Source organism: Pseudomonas sp. GCM10022186 (assembly GCF_042656385.1).
Classification (GTDB): domain Bacteria; phylum Pseudomonadota; class Gammaproteobacteria; order Pseudomonadales; family Pseudomonadaceae; genus Metapseudomonas.
In genome coordinates, this window is sequence record NZ_JBHSOU010000032.1 from 1 (window position 1) to 17,342 (window position 17,342).

Sequence of the window (17,342 nt, forward strand, 5' to 3'; positions counted from 1 at the left end):
GGCGTGCAGAGGACTTTCACCTCCAAGTCGTCCAGTTCACCACCACAGTGAACCGAACAGCGCCAGTCACGGCGCTACGCGCCATGCCTGGCGCACCCAAAAAAGTACCCCAGCATTGCTGGGGCAAAATGAGAGCGAGCGAGGCGCGAGCCGACACAAAGTGCGCCTCACCAAGCCCTCACGTGGGATTCATAGGTGATTCGGTTTACCGTCACTCGCCCAGGTAGGCCTTTTGTACCTGCTCGTTGTGCAGCAGGTCCTTGGCATCCCCTTCCAGAGCGATTCGACCGCCATCGATCACATAGGCCCGCTGGCAGGTCTGGAGCGCGAGCTTGGCGTTCTGCTCAACCAGCAGCAGCGTCACCCCGCCTTTCACCACCTCGCGGATGGTCTCGAAGATCTTCTGCACGATGATCGGGGCCAGGCCCATCGACGGCTCGTCCAGCAACAGCAGCTTGGGCTTGCCCATCAAGGCGCGGGATATGGCGAGCATCTGCTGTTCACCACCGGACATGGTGCCCGCGAGCTGGAATGCTCGCTCCTTGAGCCGGGGGAAAACGGCGAACATGCGATCGATGTCGGCACCAATAGCATCCTTGCCGTCTGTACGAGAGAAAGCCCCCATCTCCAGGTTTTCCATCACCGTGAGCTTGGAGAAGATGCCCCGTCCCTCTGGTACCAGAGCCAAGCCCTCGCGTATCAAGTCATAATTTTTGATACCCGAATGCAGCTTGCCATCGAATCTGATCTGGCCGCTTGCTGGCGAGAGCATACCGGCGAGGGTCTTGAGCGTTGTGGTCTTACCGGCACCGTTGGCGCCGATGAGCGCAACCATCTCGCCCTCCGCGACGCGAAAGCTGATGCCCTTCAAGGCCTTGATCGCCCCGTAGGCGACCTGCAGGTTTTCCACTTCCAAGATCTGTTTCACGTTCATTCCCCGCTTTCCGTTCCCAAGTAGGCCTCGATGACGCGAGGGTCCTTTTGCACCTGGGCAGGCAGACCGTCGGCGATCTTCTTCCCGAACTCGAGTACGGTTACTCGGTCGCACAATCCCATCACCAGCTTTACGTCGTGCTCGATGAGCAGCACGGTCTTGCCGTCGCCCTTCATCTTGCACATCAGTTGGCGAAGTCCTTCCGTCTCGGAGGCGTTCATACCCGCCGCGGGCTCGTCGAGTGCAATCAACAGCGGCTCGGTGGCCAGCGCACGGGCAATCTCAAGGCGTCGTTGATCGCCGTAGGAGAGGTGCTTTGCGGTTTCGTCGGCGAACTTGCCGATGCCGACATAGTCGAGCCAGTACTTGGCGGACTCGCGAATCTCGCGCTCCTCTTTCTGGAAGCCACGGGTGCGGAAGATGGCGCCGAACACTCCGCCCGCAGTCCTGACGTGACGTCCCACCATCACGTTTTCCAGGGCCGTCATGTTGTGGAACAGGCGGATGTTCTGGAAGGTACGGGCGATCCCGGCCTTCACAACCTTGTCGGGCTTGGAGGTCTGCAACGGCTGGCCGTTGAAGATCACCTTGCCCTTCTCTGCCTGGTACAGGCCCGTCAGGCAATTGAAGAGCGTGGTCTTGCCGGCACCGTTCGGCCCGAGCAATCCGCGGATCTCCCCGCGCCCGATACTGAGGTTGATCTCGTGAAGGGCCTGCAAGCCACCGAAGTACTTGCTGACCGACTGGACTTCTAGCAATACGCTGTTCATGCCTTACGCGCCTCGCCGATCTGATATTGATTTGAAGATTGGCTGCTCGCCGGTGCGGTCGGTGCGCTTGAGTTGCCTGCATGCTGGCCCGGCTCGTCATCCTTGTCGTGCAATTCCGCGCGGCGGCGGGTGGATGGCCATAGCCCTTCCGGACGGAAGCGCATCACCAGCACCAGGGCGATGCCAAAGACCAGCATGCGCAGGGTGGAGGCATCGAGGATGTTGCGCAGCGTCTCGCGGCTGATGAAAGTGACGTTGTCCATGATCACCGGTTGTACCCAGTTCACTAGGTCACGGAACAGCTCAGGCATGATGGACAGCAACAACGCCCCCAGCACCACGCCGCGAATCGAGCCCATACCGCCCAGCACCACCATGGCCAGCACCATGATCGACTCGATCAAGGTGAAGGACTCGGGACTGACGAACCCTTGGTAGCTCGCAAACAGCGATCCGGATACGCCTCCAAAGGTGGCGCCCATGCCGAAGGCAAGGAGCTTGATGTTGCGCTTGTTGAGACCCATGGCCTCGGCAGCCACTTCATCCTCGCGCAGCGCCATCCAGGCCCGGCCGATTCGAGAGTTCTCCAGACGCTTGGACATCACGATGGCAAAGATCACGATGGCCAGGAAGAACAGGTAGTAATTGATGACAGGAGTCACCTGCAGTCCGAACAGACTCCACTTGCTCTGCAGTGAGAATATCGCTTGTGGCGCTTCCCCCACCGCGTAGGACCAGGCGCCGCCATCGACATGCAGGGGCGCAATGGAACTGATGCCTTGGGGGCCGTTGGTCAGGTTCACCGGCTGATCCAAGTTGTTCATGAAGATCCGGATGATCTCGCCGAAACCCAGAGTCACGATGGCCAGGTAGTCGCCACGCAGCTTCAGTACCGGCGCTCCCAACAAGGCTCCGCATAGACCGGCAACCGCCGCCGCCATCGGAATGATCAACCAGAGTGGCCAGTTGAGTACACCATCAGCCAGCCCAGCCATGCTCAGATGCGGGGAGGCGAGTAACGCATAGAGGTAGGCCCCCACCGCGTAGAAGCCGATGTAACCCATGTCCAACAGACCGGCATAGCCAATGACGATGTTCAGCCCCAGTGCCAGCAGGACATACAGCATTGCGAAACCCAGGATTCGTACCCAAGTGGGACCCAGGATCGGCGTCGCGTTGATGATGAAGGGCAAGGCGATAAAGGCCAGCAGCAGCAAGCCGTACTTCAGATAAGTCTTGTTCATGTTGAGTTTCCGCCTCTCAGGCACGTTCGGCCATGCGCTCACCCAGCAGGCCGTTGGGTCGCGCCAGGAGGACCAGGATCAGCACCATGAAGGCGAAGATGTCCTGGTAGTGGGAACCAAGGAATCCACCACTGAGTTTGCCGATGTAGCCAGCCGCCAACGACTCAATGAGTCCCAGGAGAATGCCGCCGGCCATGGCACCAAACAGGTTGCCGATACCTCCGAGAACAGCGGCGGAGAAGGCTTTTAGACCAAGCAGCAAGCCCATATAGGCGTCGGCCTGGCCATAATTGACGGCGCGCATGACGCCAGCGATCGCCCCCAGTGAAGCACCAATTACGAAGGTGGCGGAAATGATGCGGTTGATGTTAATGCCCATCAGCCCGGCGACTTCCTGATTCTGTGCGGTAGCGCGCATGGCTTTGCCCAGCTTGGTCTTGTCCACCAACAGCCAGAGCCCGAACATGATGACCACCGACACCACCATGATGCTCAACTGCGCATTGGTGATGGTTGCGCCAAATACCTCGATTGGCTTGATCTCGATTACATCGGGGAAGGTCTTATAGCCACGCCCCCAGATCATCATTGCAGCGTTCTGCAGGATGATGGAGATACCGATGGCAAGGATCAGCGGAGTCAGGCGCGGTGCCTTGCGCAGCGGGCGGTATGCATACTTTTCCATTCCCTGGGCCAGCAGCATGCAGACGATGCAGGCGATCATCAGCGCGAACAACAGAGTCAGAACACCCGCGGACATGCCGAAGCCCATCAGCATGGTAAGCACGGAGATTGTGACCATCGCGCCGACCATGACGATCTCGCCATGGGCGAAGTTGATCAGGCCGATGATGCCGTAAACCATGGTGTAACCAAGCGCAACGAGCGCATAGATACTACCGAGCACCAGACCATTCAGGACCTGCTGCAAAAGAACATTGAGTTGGGCTTCCACGAACGTTTCCTCACAAAGCGGCACTGTGTCGGCCGGCGCTGTAGACGACGGCCTTCACAGACGGGATGGCTTTCCTGGCAGTTAAAGCTTCGGCGTGAAGTACCTCAGCCGGTGGACCGAGGCACTGGCCTTGCCTCGGTCTTTTTGTAAGCGGCCTGGGAAGGCTCACCGGGTCTTATTGATTGCCACGCTCGATGCCGAGCGTGTTCCATTGACCACCCTGGAACTGGAAGACGGTTGCGGCTGCGTTCTTGAGGTTGCCTTTCTCGTCGAAGGCGATGGTTCCGGTCACGCCGTCATAGCTGCCGGCCTTGAGCGCCGCGAGGTAGACCGACGGATCGGCGGATTGCGCTTTAACCATGGCATTGATTGCGGCCCAGGTCGCGTCGTAGGCAAAGGGTGACGACTGAACTACACCCGTGCCGAACTTCTGCTTCAGCTTGTCCTCAAAGGCGGTTCCACGCGGCATCTCTTTCAGCGGCATGCCGTAGTTCCATGCATAGACGCCTTCAGCCGAGCTACCGGCCATCTTCGTGAAGTCTTCGTTGGGCAGGTTACCGATGTTCATGAACTTGGCTTTGAGACCAAGGTTCTTCATCTGCTTGGCCATGGGCGCGGCTTGGTAGTCCAGGCCAGCAAAGAACACCAGATCAACACCTTCCGACTTCGCGGTGGTCAGGATCGAGTTGAAGTCGGTGGACTTGTCGTTGGTGTACTCACGCACCGCCACCTCGCCTTGAGCCGACTTGACGGCCTTGACCACCTCGTCGGCCAGCCCTTGGCCATAGGCAGTACGATCATCGATCACAGCCACGCGCTTGGCACCCAGGCTCTGGACGATATAGGTGCCGGCATAACGACCGAGAGTCGCATCGTCGTTCACCACTCGGAAGACCGACTTGATGCCTTGACTGGTCAGCAAGGGATTGGTGGCTGACGGCGAGATCTGGGGAATACCGGCGTCTGCATAGATCTTCGAAGCCGGAATACTGGTACCGGAGTTGTAATGACCGATCACCACGGCCACGCCGGAGTCCACCAAGCGCTGCGCCACTGCTGTGCCAGTCCGGGGATCAGCACCATCATCTTCGGACACCAGCTTGAACTGGACAACCTTGTCGCCAATTTTCAGCTGCTGCTGGTTGGCTTCCTCAATGGCTATGCTCACGCCATGTTCGACGTCCTGCCCCTGGTGAGCCGAAGGCCCTGTCAGCGGGCCGGCGAAGCCGATCTTCACGACTTCAGTTTCATCAGCGACAGCAGCGCCAGTCATAACACCAGCGGCCACGGCCGCCACGAGGAATTTCCGGCCAAAAGCATGAATTCGCATGTTCCCCTCCACAACCGCTTCCGCGATCGGATTGAGCACCATCGGTGCATTGCATCTTTGTTGTTTCCTCGGTCGAGCTGCTCAGCTCCCCAAGGGTGTTCTGGATACAACCTCCGCTGCCATCAGGCCGCCAGCACTGTTGAAAGCGACAGTCGCTGAATGACAGTACTTGTAAGATATCAGGCGTCATCTGTCTGTCAATATACTTTTCCCGGACGGACTGAAAGCGCGCGAAAACGCTCCACAGCGGTGCAGAAAACGGGCGAAAATGACGAAACGCACCACAAGTGGTATGTTGTTTGACAACATACAAGCTAGAATGTAGCGGCTAGCAAGATCCAGCGGACACCGCTAACAACAAGGCTCACAGCCTTGTCATACCGAACCAATGAAACTCGTTCTTTCGAGCGACCAGGAAGATCCGCTACCGGCCAATGAAGGAGGAATCATGAACAGAGCCCTGGGCACCAAGCGAGGCAACCTAGCGGAAGCCGTTATCGTCGAACTTTCCGACCGCATCGATTCCGGCATCTATGCACCCGGCGACAAGCTGCCATCCGAGCAAGAGCTCTGTAAGGAATTCAATGTCAGCCGCCCAGTAGTCCGCGAAGCCGTCGCATCTCTTCGCCTGGGCGGTCGCCTGGTAGCCAGGCAAGGTGTTGGCGTGTTCGTGGTCGAACAGGACTCCAGGCGACTCGGTTTTGAGCTCAATCCGGTGGACGGTGTTCGCAATGCCCTGCAGGTCCTCGAGTTTCGTCTCGGCGTAGAGACCGAGTCCGTAGCACGCGCTGCCGAACGCCGCACACCAGACAGCATGGCCGACATCACCAAGGCCTTTGATCGGTTCAACTCGCTGGATGGGACCGATCTCGAGGAAGAAGCCAAGGCCGATTTCGAGTTCCACCTGGCGATCGCCCGGGCCACAAAGAACCCGAATTTCCCTCAATTTCTGGAAGCACTGGGCAAGGACATCATCTTCGACCTGCGTCTCAAGCACGGTCAAAGCACTGGCAAAAGCCGACTTGGCCACATCAGAAAGATAACCCGTGAGCACGGAGCAATTCTTTCGGCCATATCCCTTGGAGATGTCTCCGGCGCTCGCTCCGCGCTGAAAAGGCATCTGGAGGAAAGCCTTGCACGCTATCAGCGGCTGGTCGCGGATAACCCCGAGTGAAGGCCACCGAGTCAATATGCAACCTGCGGCATGACGCCGGCGCGAGATGAACTACCGACTGACCTGAAGGACGCGCAAGGCCATGCAGAGGCTCCCTCCCCTGCCAAAGCCGAGAGCGCAATTGACAGGGTAGACGGGAGGCACCCGCGCTCAACCTTAGCGCAAGACGCCTCGCCTTGAGCAATGAACTAACCACCACTCGCGGTAGACGGTTGCAGTGCTATCGCACCGCCAACCTCCCGTTCACCGAACACTCCTTCAGCCTCGCTCTTCTGCTCATCCACCTTGGAGATGCACTTACCAGTGAGTGCAAACAGGACGTCGATCAGGAATGACGCCCAGCACGCGATGGCCCATGGAAAGTACGCCAGAGTACCGACACCCAAAGTGGCTGCAACAAAAACACCACTACTGGACCAGGGAATCAACGGTGCCGCTACGGTGGCGCCATCTTCCATCATGCGCGACAACACCGTGACCTGAATGCCGCGCTGGCGATACGCAGGCGCAAGCATCCGTCCAGGTAAAGACATGGCCAAGTACACATCGCCAGAAGCCAGATGAACCCCCAGAACGGAAAACAGGCTGGACAACAGGAGCCGCGACTGAGTGTGAGCGAACTTCATAACGGCACCCAGGATGGTTTCCAGGCAGCGCGTGGATTCCAGAACTCCACCCAACGCCAAAGCACAGAGAATCAGGCTGATAACCCAGTTCATCGACATCATGCCGCCCTTCGAGAGCAATGCATCGACGGACTGATCTCCGGTATTAGCCTGATACCCGTTGAGCAGGACCGCAAATAGCTCATGCAAGCCGATGTCCTGGAAGACCAGCCCACACATAACACCAGCCACAAGCCCCGCAACCAATCCCGGCAAAGCCGGAGCTTTGAGCACCGCCAGCACCAGGACAACGATCGGAGGCAAAAGCAACACGAGTGAAAAGTGAAAGCTCTGGCTCAAAACCGTCATGGTCTGATTGATAGCCACTTCATCGACCGATTGGTCCGCATACCCGAGCCCGACAACCAGATAAACCACAAGGGCAATGAGCATGGCGGGAACGGTGACCGGCAGCATGCCGCGAATGTGCTCGAACAACGTGCAGCCGACTACCGTGGGCGTAAAGTTAGTGGTGTCGGAAAGGGGGGAAATCTTGTCACCGAAAAACGCGCCGGACACGACTGCGCCAGCAGTGATTTCCACAGGAATCCCCAGACCGCCGCCAATGCCGATCAAGGCAAGCCCGATGGTACCGGTAGTCCCCCACGAGGTTCCGGTTGCCAACGAAACAACAGAGCAGATCAAGCAGGTCGCAAACAGAAACAGGCCTGGCGACAGGAACTCCAGCCCGATATGGATCATCAGGGGCACGATTCCCGCCTGAATCCAGGCACCGATGAGCATTCCCACCACATAGAGAATGAAGAAGACCGGAATCGCGGACGAGATTGCGCGCACCATGCCTTCCTGCATCTCTTCCCAACCGTATCCTCGCAACCATCCCAGACCAGCGGCGACGAGCACGCCAATCAAGATGGGGACCTGAACGGAGCTCTCATCAAAAAAGAGGATCTGGATAGCCACCAGCACGATGGTCACCAGAATCGGAAAACACGCCCACCACAACGATGGCTTGCCGATCACACCTTTCTTGCCGCTAACCTCAGACATCCACTGCATTCCTTGTTTTTATGCACGCACACACCAGGAACCCCGGACGCCAATGCACTGGCATGCGGGCTCCGCACACACACAGCCCAACGACAGCCGCCAATTGAACGACTGACGCAATTCAGTCAGAAACGGAACACTGCGGTACTGATATGTTGTTTGATAACATATCGGCTAGATCCGCCAGGCTCCTGAAGAACCACTGAAGCCGCTCGCTGTGGGGCCTTCGCACTTGTCATGCAGCTTGAGCCCAACTTGTACTTTTCGATTCCTACTAGATACTTTGATCATCTACACAAAGGAGACTCCTGTGAGCACCTTGGGCACCAAGCGCGCGAACCTGGCAGAAGCAGTGATCGCTGAGCTATCGAATCGCATTGACTCCGGGATCTACGCACCCGGTGACAAACTCCCGTCCGAACAGGAGCTCTGCAAGGAATTCAATGTCAGCCGTCCGGTGGTCCGGGAAGCGGTTGCTTCGCTGCGCCTCGGCGGCCGACTGCTAGCTCGTCAGGGCGTCGGTGTGTTCGTGCTTGAGCAGGACACCAAGCGCGTCGGCTTCGAGCTGAGTCCCGTGGACAACGTCCGCACTGCCCTGCAAGTGCTTGAACTGCGGCTGGGCGTGGAAACCGAGTCCGTTGCTCGCGCTGCCGAGCGCCGCACACCTGACAGCATGGCCGACATCACCAAGGCCTTTGACCGGTTCAATGCCCTCGACGGATCCGACCTCGAAGAGGAAGCCAAGGCGGACTTCGAATTTCATCTGGCCATCGCCCGTGCTACCAAGAACCCGCATTTCCCTCAGTTCCTCGAAGCCCTCGGCCAAGACATCATCCACGACCTGCGCCTGAAGCACGGGCAAAACACCGGCAAAAGCCGCAGTGGCCACATCAAGAAGATCGCCAAGGAACACGGCGCGATACTCTCCGCCATTTCCCTGGGCGATGTCAGCGCCGCCCGTACCGCCATACGCAAACACCTGGAAGAAAGCCTGGCTCGATACCAGCGCTTGGTCGACAGCGGAGAGTGATCTCCGCTGCCGCCCTCCTCGCCTGTCAGGCAATGCCCATGCAGAGGTACTTGATCTCGAGGTAGTCCTCGATTCCGTACTTCGAACCCTCGCGGCCGATGCCCGATGACTTCACCCCGCCAAAGGGCGCCACTTCGGTGGCCACCACGCCGACGTTGATGCCGACCATGCCGTAGTCGAGCGCTTCGGACATGCGCCATACGCGCCCCAGGTCGCGAGCGTACAGGTAGCATGCGAGCCCGAACTCCGTGTCGTTGGCAATGCGGATGGCTTCCTCCTCCGTGGAGAAACGCATCAGCGGCGCGACCGGGCCGAAGATTTCCTCGCGCACTACACGCATCTCTGCGGTGACATCGGCCAGCAGGGTCGGCTCAAAGAACGCCTCGCCCAGTTCATGGCGCTTGCCACCGGTAACCACGCGCGCTCCCGATGCCTTGGCCTCTTCGATCATGCATTCGACGCCGCGCGCTGCCTTGCCATCGATCATCGGACCGGTGGTCACGCCATCCTGCTGGCCATCGCCCACAACCAGGCTCTCCACGCGGGCGGCAAACTTGCGCACGAACTCATCGTAGATGCCGTCCTGAATCAGGAAACGGTTGGCGCAGACACAGGTCTGCCCAGAGTTACGGAACTTGGCAATCAGCGCCCCTTCGACTGCGGCATCCACGTCCGCGTCGTCGAAGACAATGAAAGGCGCATTTCCGCCCAGTTCCAGGGTGACCTTTTTCACTGTCTCGGCAGACTGCCGCAGCAATTGGATGCCGATCGGCGTCGATCCCGTGAAGGACAACTTGCGCACCGCAGGGTTGGCGGTGAGCTCATCGCCAATCGCACGGGCGTCACCAGTCACTACGTTGAGCACACCGCGCGGAATACCCGCACGCTCCGCCAAGGCACAAAGCGCCAAGGCACTGAACGGGGTCTGCGTAGCCGGCTTGAGCACCATGGTGCAGCCAGCTGCCAGAGCCGGCGCGGCCTTACGGGTGATCATCGCTGCGGGAAAGTTCCACGGCGTGATCGCCGCGCAAACCCCGACCGGCTCTTTCAGTACCAACAGACGGCGATCCGCATTGGGCGATGGGATGACATCGCCGTAGACACGCTTGCCCTCCTCCGCAAACCACTCGACGTAGGCCGCCGCGAAGGCGATCTCGCCACGGGATTCCGCCAGCGGCTTGCCCTGCTCCGCTGTCATGATCAGCGCCAGGTCGTCCTGGTTTCGCATAATCTCGTCGAACCAGGCTTTGAGCAGAGACGCGCGCTCCTTGGCGGTCTTCGCTCGCCATTCGGGCAGCGCGGCTTCCGCAGCCGCGACCGCCTGACGTGTCTCGGCGGCCCCCATGCGCGGCACCGTGCCGAGCAGTTCACCGGTGGACGGGTTGGTCACTTCAATGCATTGCCCGCTATCTGCGGACAGCCACGCGCCGTCGATAAAGCAACGCTCACGCAGCAGATCAGTGTCGACAAGTCTCATGATCTGGCTCTTCAGGATTTGTGGTGAAAAAGATCGGGGCAGGCGCTGCCGCCGCCCCGAGGAGGCAACCTGTTGTTAACGGGCGGCCAGCGCCTTTTCGCGGATCTGGCTTAGGGTCATGCGGGGGGTCAGCGCCTCTGGATCGACCTGGATTTCGATCAGGGCGGGTTTGCCCGAAGCTTGGCAACGCTCGAATGCGCCCGCGAAGTCCTCAGTCCGGGTGACGGTCTCGCCATGCAGCCCAAAAGCACGGGCCAAGGCGGCAAAGTCCGGATTGTGCAACTCGGTACCAGACACGCGTCCGGGGTAACTGCGCTCCTGGTGCATGCGGATGGTGCCGTACATGCCGTTATTGACCACGATGGTGATCGTCCGCGCGTCGTAGTGCGCTGCAGTGGCCAGCTCCTGGCCGTTCATCAGGAAGCAGCCGTCACCGGCAAAGGCCACCACGGTGCGTTGCGGGTAGGTGAGCTTGGCCGCGACCGCCGCCGGCACGCCATACCCCATCGAGCCGTTGGTGGGTCCCAACAGAGTACGGAAGCAGCGGTGCTGGTATCCCCGATGCACCCAACCGGTGTAGTTACCAGCGCCGCAGGTGAGGATGCTGTCGGCCGGCAGAGTTTTGTTGAGCCAGGCGATGACCTCGCTCATTTGCACATCACCCGGCGAGCGCGGTGTTTCGAAGTTGCCGCGATAGCCACGGTTTAGGCTGGCGGTCCAGTCCTCGAACTCCTGCGGGCGTACAGCCGGCAGCGCTGCTGCTTGGCGCAGGAAGCTGGCTGGCCCGGCGTTGATGCCCAGGGTCGGCTGGTAGACGCGGCCGATTTCCTCGGCGCTTGGGTGCACGTGCACCAGTGCCTGCTTGGGCGTCGGGATGTCCACCAGCGCGTAGCCGCCGGTGGTCATCTCACCCAGGCGCGCGCCAACCACGATCAACAGGTCGGACTGCTTCACCGCCTCCACGAGCACTGGGCCTGCGGCCAGGCCCAAGTCGCCGGCATAGTGCGGATCGGTGTTGTCGAACAGATCCTGGCAGCGGAACGAGGCTGCCAGCGGCAGGTTCTGAGCGGTGACGAACCGCTTGAGATCAGCCACCGCCTCGTTGTTCCAGGCGCCGCCACCGGCGATCACCAGGGGCTTGATGGCCCTGGCCAACAGCGCCTGCAGCTCGCCCATCGCCTCGGGCGCGGGAGCGGCCTCGACACGCTGCGCCGGACGGGCATCGGCGACGTCCACCAGATCGGTCAGCATGTCCTCCGGCAGCGCCACTACCACGGGGCCGGGACGACCACTAATGGCACGCTGGAAGGCCTGGTTGATCAGTTCAGGAATGCGTGCGGCGTCGTCAATCTGCACCACCCACTTGGCCATCTGGCCAAACATGCGTCGGTAATCCACTTCCTGGAAGGCTTCGCGCTCGATCTGGTCGCGCGCCACTTGGCCGATGAACAGGATCATGGGCGTCGAATCCTGGAAGGCGGTGTGCACCCCCACCGAGGCGTTGGTCGCCCCCGGGCCACGGGTAACCATGCAGATGCCCGGCTTGCCGGTCAGCTTGCCATAGGCCTCGGCCATGTAGGCCGCCCCGCCCTCCTGACGGCAGACGATCAGGTCGATCTCATCTTTGACGTCATGCAGCGCATCGAGTACCGCCAGGTAGCTCTCGCCAGGCACGCAGAAAGCCCGCTCTACGCCATTGACGCGCAAGGCGTCCACCAGAACCTGACCGCCACTGCGCTTTGCTTTGTCACTATTGCTCATTGTTCTTCTCCTCCAGGCAGTGCGATCAGATGACCGAATCTTCCAGGAACGGCTTGTTGTCGATTACGCGCTGGTAAGACAGCGCAGACAGGTCTAGCGAACGGTAGCCACCGTAGGTGATCAGTTCCGACAGGCCGCGACCGATGGCTGGAGCCTGCTGCAGACCATGACCACTGAAGCCGTTGCAGAACAGGAAATTGCTCACTTCGTTGTGCGGGCCAACGATGGCGTTATGGTCGAGCACGCAGAAGTCGTAATGGCCAGCCCAGAAGTTGACCACCTTGATGCCCTCGAACGCCGGCACGCGCTCGGCCAGAACCGGCCAGACCTCTTCGTCGAACTCGTCATGCAGCACGTCGAAGTCTTCGAAATCCACTTCCGGATCGTTCTTCGGATAGGTACCACCCAGGTAGAACTTGCCCTCGGGACGGAAGAACACCCCGGTCGGATCGATGGTCAGCGGCACGGTGCCTTCGAGCGGGGTACGGCAGTCGAAGACGAACAGCGAGCGGCGACGTGGCTCCACCGGGATATCCAGGCCGGCCATGCGGGCAACTTTGGTGCCACGGGTCCCCGCACAGTTGACCAGTAGGCCGCAGCCAATGCGCTCGCCGCTGGCCAGTTGCACGCCGGTGATGCGATCACCTTCGCGCTGCACGCCCACCACTTCGTTCTCGATGTATTCGATGCCCATCGAGCGTGCTTTGCGACGGAAGCCGTTGAGCATGCCAACGCTGTCGAACCAGCCCTCGCCGCTGCGACCGTAGCTGGCCCCAGCCAGGCTATCGACGTTTACCCAGGGGAACTGACGCGCCAACTGCTCGACATCAAGCAGCTGTACGTCGGCGCCGTGAGACACCTGGGTGTCATGCAAGCGACGCAGCACCTCGAAGCCTTTGTCATCACCCAGGAACAGGTAGCCGTTCTCGTGGAAGGCCAGGTCCGGGCGGTCGCCATCCACTTCCATGAGGTCAGGGAAGGCACGCACGAACTCCGCACCGAACATGGAAATCTCGATGTTGATCGGGTTGGAGAACTGCTGACGGATGGAACTGCTGGACAACGCGGTCGCCGACTTGGCGTAAGTCCAGTCGCGCTCAATGACCAGCACCGAGCCATTGAAGTCCGGGTTGTTGGCCAGGAAGTAGGCGGTGGCGCTGCCGTTGACTGCGCCGCCGACGATCACCACATCGTAGTTTTGCTGTTTCGCGGTGGAAGCCATGGGATGCACTCTCTAAAGATGTGGAGATTATTTCGGGTCTTCGAAATGGCCGGCGCCGGCAAAGCTGCCGCCGTGGTAGCGCGCCATCGGAGAGTTCGGATCAGGCATCGGGGTATTGGCCAGAACCTTGGCGCGGTAGTCGTCGGCACTGTCCTGCGGCTGATAGCCGAGCGAGGACACCAGGCGGTTGTCCCACAGGGTTTCGCTGTTGTTGGACATCCCATAGACGACCATGTGGCCGACACGGGGCGCCTGCAGGGCGCGGGTGACGATCTGGGCAAAATCGCTGTAGGACAGCCAAGTCGCCAGCATTCGGCGGTCGGTAGGCTCCGGGAAGCAGGAACCGATGCGGATGTTCACCGACTCGATGCCGAACTTGTCGTAGTAGTAACGGCCCAGGTCCTCGACGAAGCACTTGCTCAGGCCATAGAGGCTGTCCGGGCGATGCGGCGCATTGGCGTCGATCGTCTCGGTGCGGTCGTAGAATCCGATGGCATGGTTGGAGCTGGCGTAGATGACCCGCTTCACTCCGTGCTTTCGGGCGGACTCGTAGAGGTGGTAGCTGCCGGCAATGTTCGACTGGAGGATGGACTGAAAGGTGTTCTCCACCGGCACCCCGCCCAAGTGGACGATGGCGTCCACCCCTTCAGCCATTGGCAGCACGGCCTTGAAGTCGGCCAGATCGCACTGCACGATCTCCTCATGCGGACGCGCAGCGCCCATGTCGGCGATGTCGTTCAGGCGCAGGTACTCGGCAAGCTCTTGCAGCTCATCGCGCAGTACCCGCCCCAAGGCACCTGCGGCGCCGGTCAGAAGCAGTCGTTGGAAAGGTTTGCTCATATCACGCATCCCACTGAATGATTATTGAGGTCCAAGGCGCTCAAACGAGCGCCTCGAGTGCCTCTCGCATCTGCACCAGGGCCATTTCCAGGTTCTCGCGGGAGGTCGCGAAGGACAGCCGGATGTAGGGCTGGATGCCGAAGGCGGAGCCTGGCACGGTGGCAACCTTGCCCACTCGCAGCAGATAGCTGGAGAGATCGGCATCGGTCTCGATCAGTTGGCCATCCGGCGTACGCTTGCCGATGAAGGCCTCGCACTTGGGAAAGGCATAGAAGGCCCCTTCCGGAACGCGCAGCTCGAGCCCTTTGATCTCACCCAACCCCTTGGCGACCAGCTCGCCACGCGCGCGGTACTCCTTGGTAGCAGTGCGTACAAAGTCCTGAGGACCGTCGAGCGCTGCGGTGGCGGCCACCTGCGAGATGGACGACGGGCAGGTGGTGGTCTGGGACTGCATCTTGTTCATCGCAGTGATCAGGTCCTTGGGACCTGCTGCGTAGCCCAGACGCCAGCCAGTCATGGCATAGGCCTTGGAGACGCCGTTGATCAGCAACGTGCGTTCGCGCAGCGCCGGGCAGGCGTTGACGAAGGACACGAAGGGCTTGTCACCCAGGGCGATGTGCTCGTAGATCTCGTCCGAGATGACCAGGATCTTCGGATGCTTCTCGAGGACCTTGCCCAGCGCCGCGAACTCCGCTTCGCTGTAAATCACCCCACTCGGGTTGCTGGGAGAGTTCAGCATCAACCAGCGGGTCTTCGGGGTGATGGACGCTTCCAGGCGCTCGGCAGTGAGCTTGAAATCGTCCTCTACGCCACAGGGGATCACCCGCGGCGTACCGCCATTGAGCAGCACCATGTCGGTGTAGGACACCCAGTAAGGCGCGGGCACAAGGACTTCGTCCCCCGGCTCCAGCGTGGCCAGGAACACGTTGAACAGCAGCTGTTTGGCGCCGTTGGCGATGGCGATCTCCTCGGGGCGATACACCAGGCCATTTTCACGCTCGAACTTGCGCACGATGGCCGCACGCAGTTCCGGGAAGCCGTTGGGCGCGGTGTAGCGGGTGCGCCCCTCGATCATCGCTTGGTGTGCCGCTTCGATCACGTGGTCAGGCGTGTTGAAATCGGGCTCGCCAAGGCTGAGATCGATGACCTTTTCACCTTTCGCCGCCATCTCCTTGGCGAGAACCGAGACCGCCATGCTGGGCGAGCTCTTGATTTGCTGCGCCCGGGTGCTCTGGAAACTCATGTCATTTCACCTGTTGCAGCTGCGCTGCATCGAAACCGTAGTCGGCGCAAGCCTGCTGCTCGGTGATGTAGCCAAAGCGCACGTCACGCTCGATCTCTTCTGGCGAACGTTCGCGCGGATCGCCATAGCCACCACCGCCGGGCAGTTGGAGAATCAGGCGACGCTCGGCCGGTACAAACTGCTGGCCTTTGCCGCGCAGCACCGTGCCGTCATCGAGACCAACGAAGCCCGCTGCACCTTCCTTGCCGCCCTCAACACCACGAGCCGGATGCTGGATGCGGTCGAACATCGCACTGAAGCGGAAGGCGTAGCCTTCGGCGGCAGAAATTTCGATGTTCTGGCCAAGGCCGCCGCGACGCTGACCAGCACCACCCGAGCCGTTGCGCAGTTCTTTGCGCCAGACGATCACGGGCCCGGCGTACTCGGTAGCCTCCACAGGCATGGTGTGCACACCACTGGGGAAGGCGGTGGCGCTCAGACCATCCTTGATAGCGCGGGCGCCCATGCCGCCGCTGTTGAACATCAACATTTCAGCGTTGTGGCCTTCCGGATTGCTCTCCAGCGGGCGAACACTCAGATGGAGGTTCCACAGGGCACTGGCGCCTTCGGCAGGCACCTGGCCCGGCAGGCACTTGTGCAGCGCCCCCAGCACCAGATCAGGCACGAAATGACCGAGCACATGGCGCACCGACACCGGCGCGGGACGTTTGGCGTTGAGGATGCAGCCTTCCGGCGCGATCACCTCAAAGGGCGCCAGCGACGCCGTGTTGTTCGGAATCTCCGGTGCGACGATGCACTTTAGGCCGTAGCAGGCGTAGGCCTTGGCATAGGCCAGCGGCACGTTGATACCGAACTGGCTCATGCCAGAGGTGCCAGCAAAGTCGGTGAGGATGCCGTTCTCGCTCACGGTCAGTTTCACCGCCAGGGTCACCGGCACGTCGTAACCGTCCAGGGTCATGCTGTAGTCGTAGGTGCCATGCGGCAGCGACTTGAAGCACTCCAGAGTGGCGCGGCGGCTGTGCTCGAGGATGAAGCCGCCGATGTGTTCCAGGTCGTCCAGGCGGAACTCTTCCAGCATGGACAGCAGACGCTGGTGGCCGGTCTCGTTACAGGCCGCCAAGGCGTAGAAGTCACCAACAACCCGCTCGTTCTCACGCACGTTGTTGCGCAGGATGTTGATCAGGTCGCGATTGACCTGACCGCGCTCGAACAGCTTCATGATCGGGATGAACAGGCCTTCTTCGTAGACCTCGCGGGCGTCCGGGCCGAAGCCTCGACCGCCGATGTCCACTACGTGGGCGGTACTGGCGAAGTAGCCAATCAGTTTGCCGCGGTAGAACGACGGCGAAACGATGGTGATGTCGTGCAGGTGACCGGTGCCCTTCCACGGGTCATTGGTCACATACACGTCGCCTTCGAAGATGTTGTCTTCGCCGATTTCATTGATGAAGTGCACCACCGCCTCGGCCATGGTATTCACATGCCCCGGCGTACCGGTCACGGCCTGGGCCAACATGTTGCCCTTCACGTCAAAGACGCCGGCAGACAGGTCGCCTGCTTCCCGCACGCTGGTACTGAACGCGGTGCGGATCAGGGTGAGGGCTTGCTCTTCCACCACCGAAATCAGGCGGTTCCACATCACCTGCATTTGAATGTCGATCAGTGTTTCGCTCATGGTTAATCGCC

14 protein-coding genes are annotated in these 17,342 nt (G+C 60.4%); 2 read left to right on the top strand and 12 right to left on the bottom strand.

Annotated elements, in window-relative coordinates; translation table 11 throughout:
• Positions 1–211: 211 nt before the first annotated feature.
• The 5 genes from ACFPU0_RS14160 to ACFPU0_RS14180 form a co-directional block, all read right to left on the bottom strand.
• Entirely contained in the window at positions 212–928 is a 717-nt protein-coding gene (locus tag ACFPU0_RS14160; protein WP_377693801.1) for an ABC transporter ATP-binding protein, read from the bottom strand.
• A 2-nt stretch (positions 929–930) separates the two neighbouring features.
• Entirely contained in the window at positions 931–1,704 is a 774-nt protein-coding gene (locus ACFPU0_RS14165; RefSeq protein ID WP_377693718.1) for an ABC transporter ATP-binding protein, read from the bottom strand.
• Positions 1,701–2,948 (bottom strand): ABC transporter permease subunit, encoded by a 1,248-nt coding sequence (locus ACFPU0_RS14170; RefSeq protein WP_377693719.1) that lies wholly within the window; start codon positions 2,946–2,948, stop codon positions 1,701–1,703. The genes ACFPU0_RS14165 and ACFPU0_RS14170 overlap by 4 nt, the downstream gene beginning before the upstream one ends.
• A gap of 16 nt (positions 2,949–2,964) precedes the next feature.
• A complete protein-coding gene (locus tag ACFPU0_RS14175) occupies positions 2,965–3,903 on the bottom strand; it encodes a branched-chain amino acid ABC transporter permease (protein ID WP_377693720.1) in 939 nt (312 codons plus the stop codon).
• Between the two features lie 175 nt (positions 3,904–4,078).
• Positions 4,079–5,233, bottom strand: coding sequence for a branched-chain amino acid ABC transporter substrate-binding protein (locus ACFPU0_RS14180; protein ID WP_377693721.1), 1,155 nt, complete (start codon positions 5,231–5,233; stop codon positions 4,079–4,081).
• 448 nt (positions 5,234–5,681) lie between these two features.
• Between ACFPU0_RS14180 and ACFPU0_RS14185 the strand changes: the two genes are divergently transcribed.
• Positions 5,682–6,407: a FadR/GntR family transcriptional regulator gene (locus ACFPU0_RS14185; RefSeq protein ID WP_377693722.1), complete on the top strand. Its 726-nt coding sequence runs from the start codon at positions 5,682–5,684 to the stop codon at positions 6,405–6,407.
• 188 nt (positions 6,408–6,595) lie between these two features.
• Here the strand turns inward: ACFPU0_RS14185 and nhaC are convergent, their stop codons facing one another.
• Complete coding sequence (nhaC, locus tag ACFPU0_RS14190) at positions 6,596–8,083, bottom strand: Na+/H+ antiporter NhaC (protein ID WP_377693723.1); 1,488 nt, start codon at positions 8,081–8,083, stop codon at positions 6,596–6,598.
• Positions 8,084–8,393: 310 nt separating this feature from the next.
• On the opposite strand from nhaC, the gene ACFPU0_RS14195 reads away from it, so the two are divergent.
• Positions 8,394–9,113, top strand: a complete 720-nt coding sequence (locus ACFPU0_RS14195; protein ID WP_377693724.1) for a FadR/GntR family transcriptional regulator — start codon at positions 8,394–8,396, stop codon at positions 9,111–9,113.
• A gap of 25 nt (positions 9,114–9,138) precedes the next feature.
• On the opposite strand, the gene ACFPU0_RS14200 is transcribed toward ACFPU0_RS14195, so the two are convergent.
• The 6 genes from ACFPU0_RS14200 to ACFPU0_RS14225 all read right to left on the bottom strand — a co-directional run bounded on the left by ACFPU0_RS14200 (position 9,139) and on the right by ACFPU0_RS14225 (position 17,331).
• Positions 9,139–10,590 (bottom strand): NAD-dependent succinate-semialdehyde dehydrogenase, encoded by a 1,452-nt coding sequence (locus tag ACFPU0_RS14200; protein ID WP_377693725.1) that lies wholly within the window; start codon positions 10,588–10,590, stop codon positions 9,139–9,141.
• 75 nt (positions 10,591–10,665) lie between these two features.
• Positions 10,666–12,351: a thiamine pyrophosphate-binding protein gene (locus ACFPU0_RS14205; RefSeq protein WP_377693726.1), complete on the bottom strand. Its 1,686-nt coding sequence runs from the start codon at positions 12,349–12,351 to the stop codon at positions 10,666–10,668.
• 25 nt (positions 12,352–12,376) lie between these two features.
• On the bottom strand, positions 12,377–13,573 hold the full coding sequence (locus tag ACFPU0_RS14210) for an NAD(P)/FAD-dependent oxidoreductase (RefSeq protein WP_377693727.1): 1,197 nt from the start codon (positions 13,571–13,573) through the stop codon (positions 12,377–12,379).
• 27 nt (positions 13,574–13,600) lie between these two features.
• Positions 13,601–14,413, bottom strand: coding sequence for an NAD-dependent epimerase/dehydratase family protein (locus ACFPU0_RS14215; RefSeq protein WP_377693728.1), 813 nt, complete (start codon positions 14,411–14,413; stop codon positions 13,601–13,603).
• A gap of 40 nt (positions 14,414–14,453) precedes the next feature.
• Entirely contained in the window at positions 14,454–15,656 is a 1,203-nt protein-coding gene (locus tag ACFPU0_RS14220; protein WP_377693729.1) for a pyridoxal phosphate-dependent aminotransferase, read from the bottom strand.
• A 1-nt stretch (position 15,657) separates the two neighbouring features.
• Positions 15,658–17,331, bottom strand: a complete 1,674-nt coding sequence (locus tag ACFPU0_RS14225) for a hydantoinase B/oxoprolinase family protein (RefSeq protein ID WP_377693730.1) — start codon at positions 17,329–17,331, stop codon at positions 15,658–15,660.
• Between the last annotated feature and the right edge of the window lie 11 nt (positions 17,332–17,342).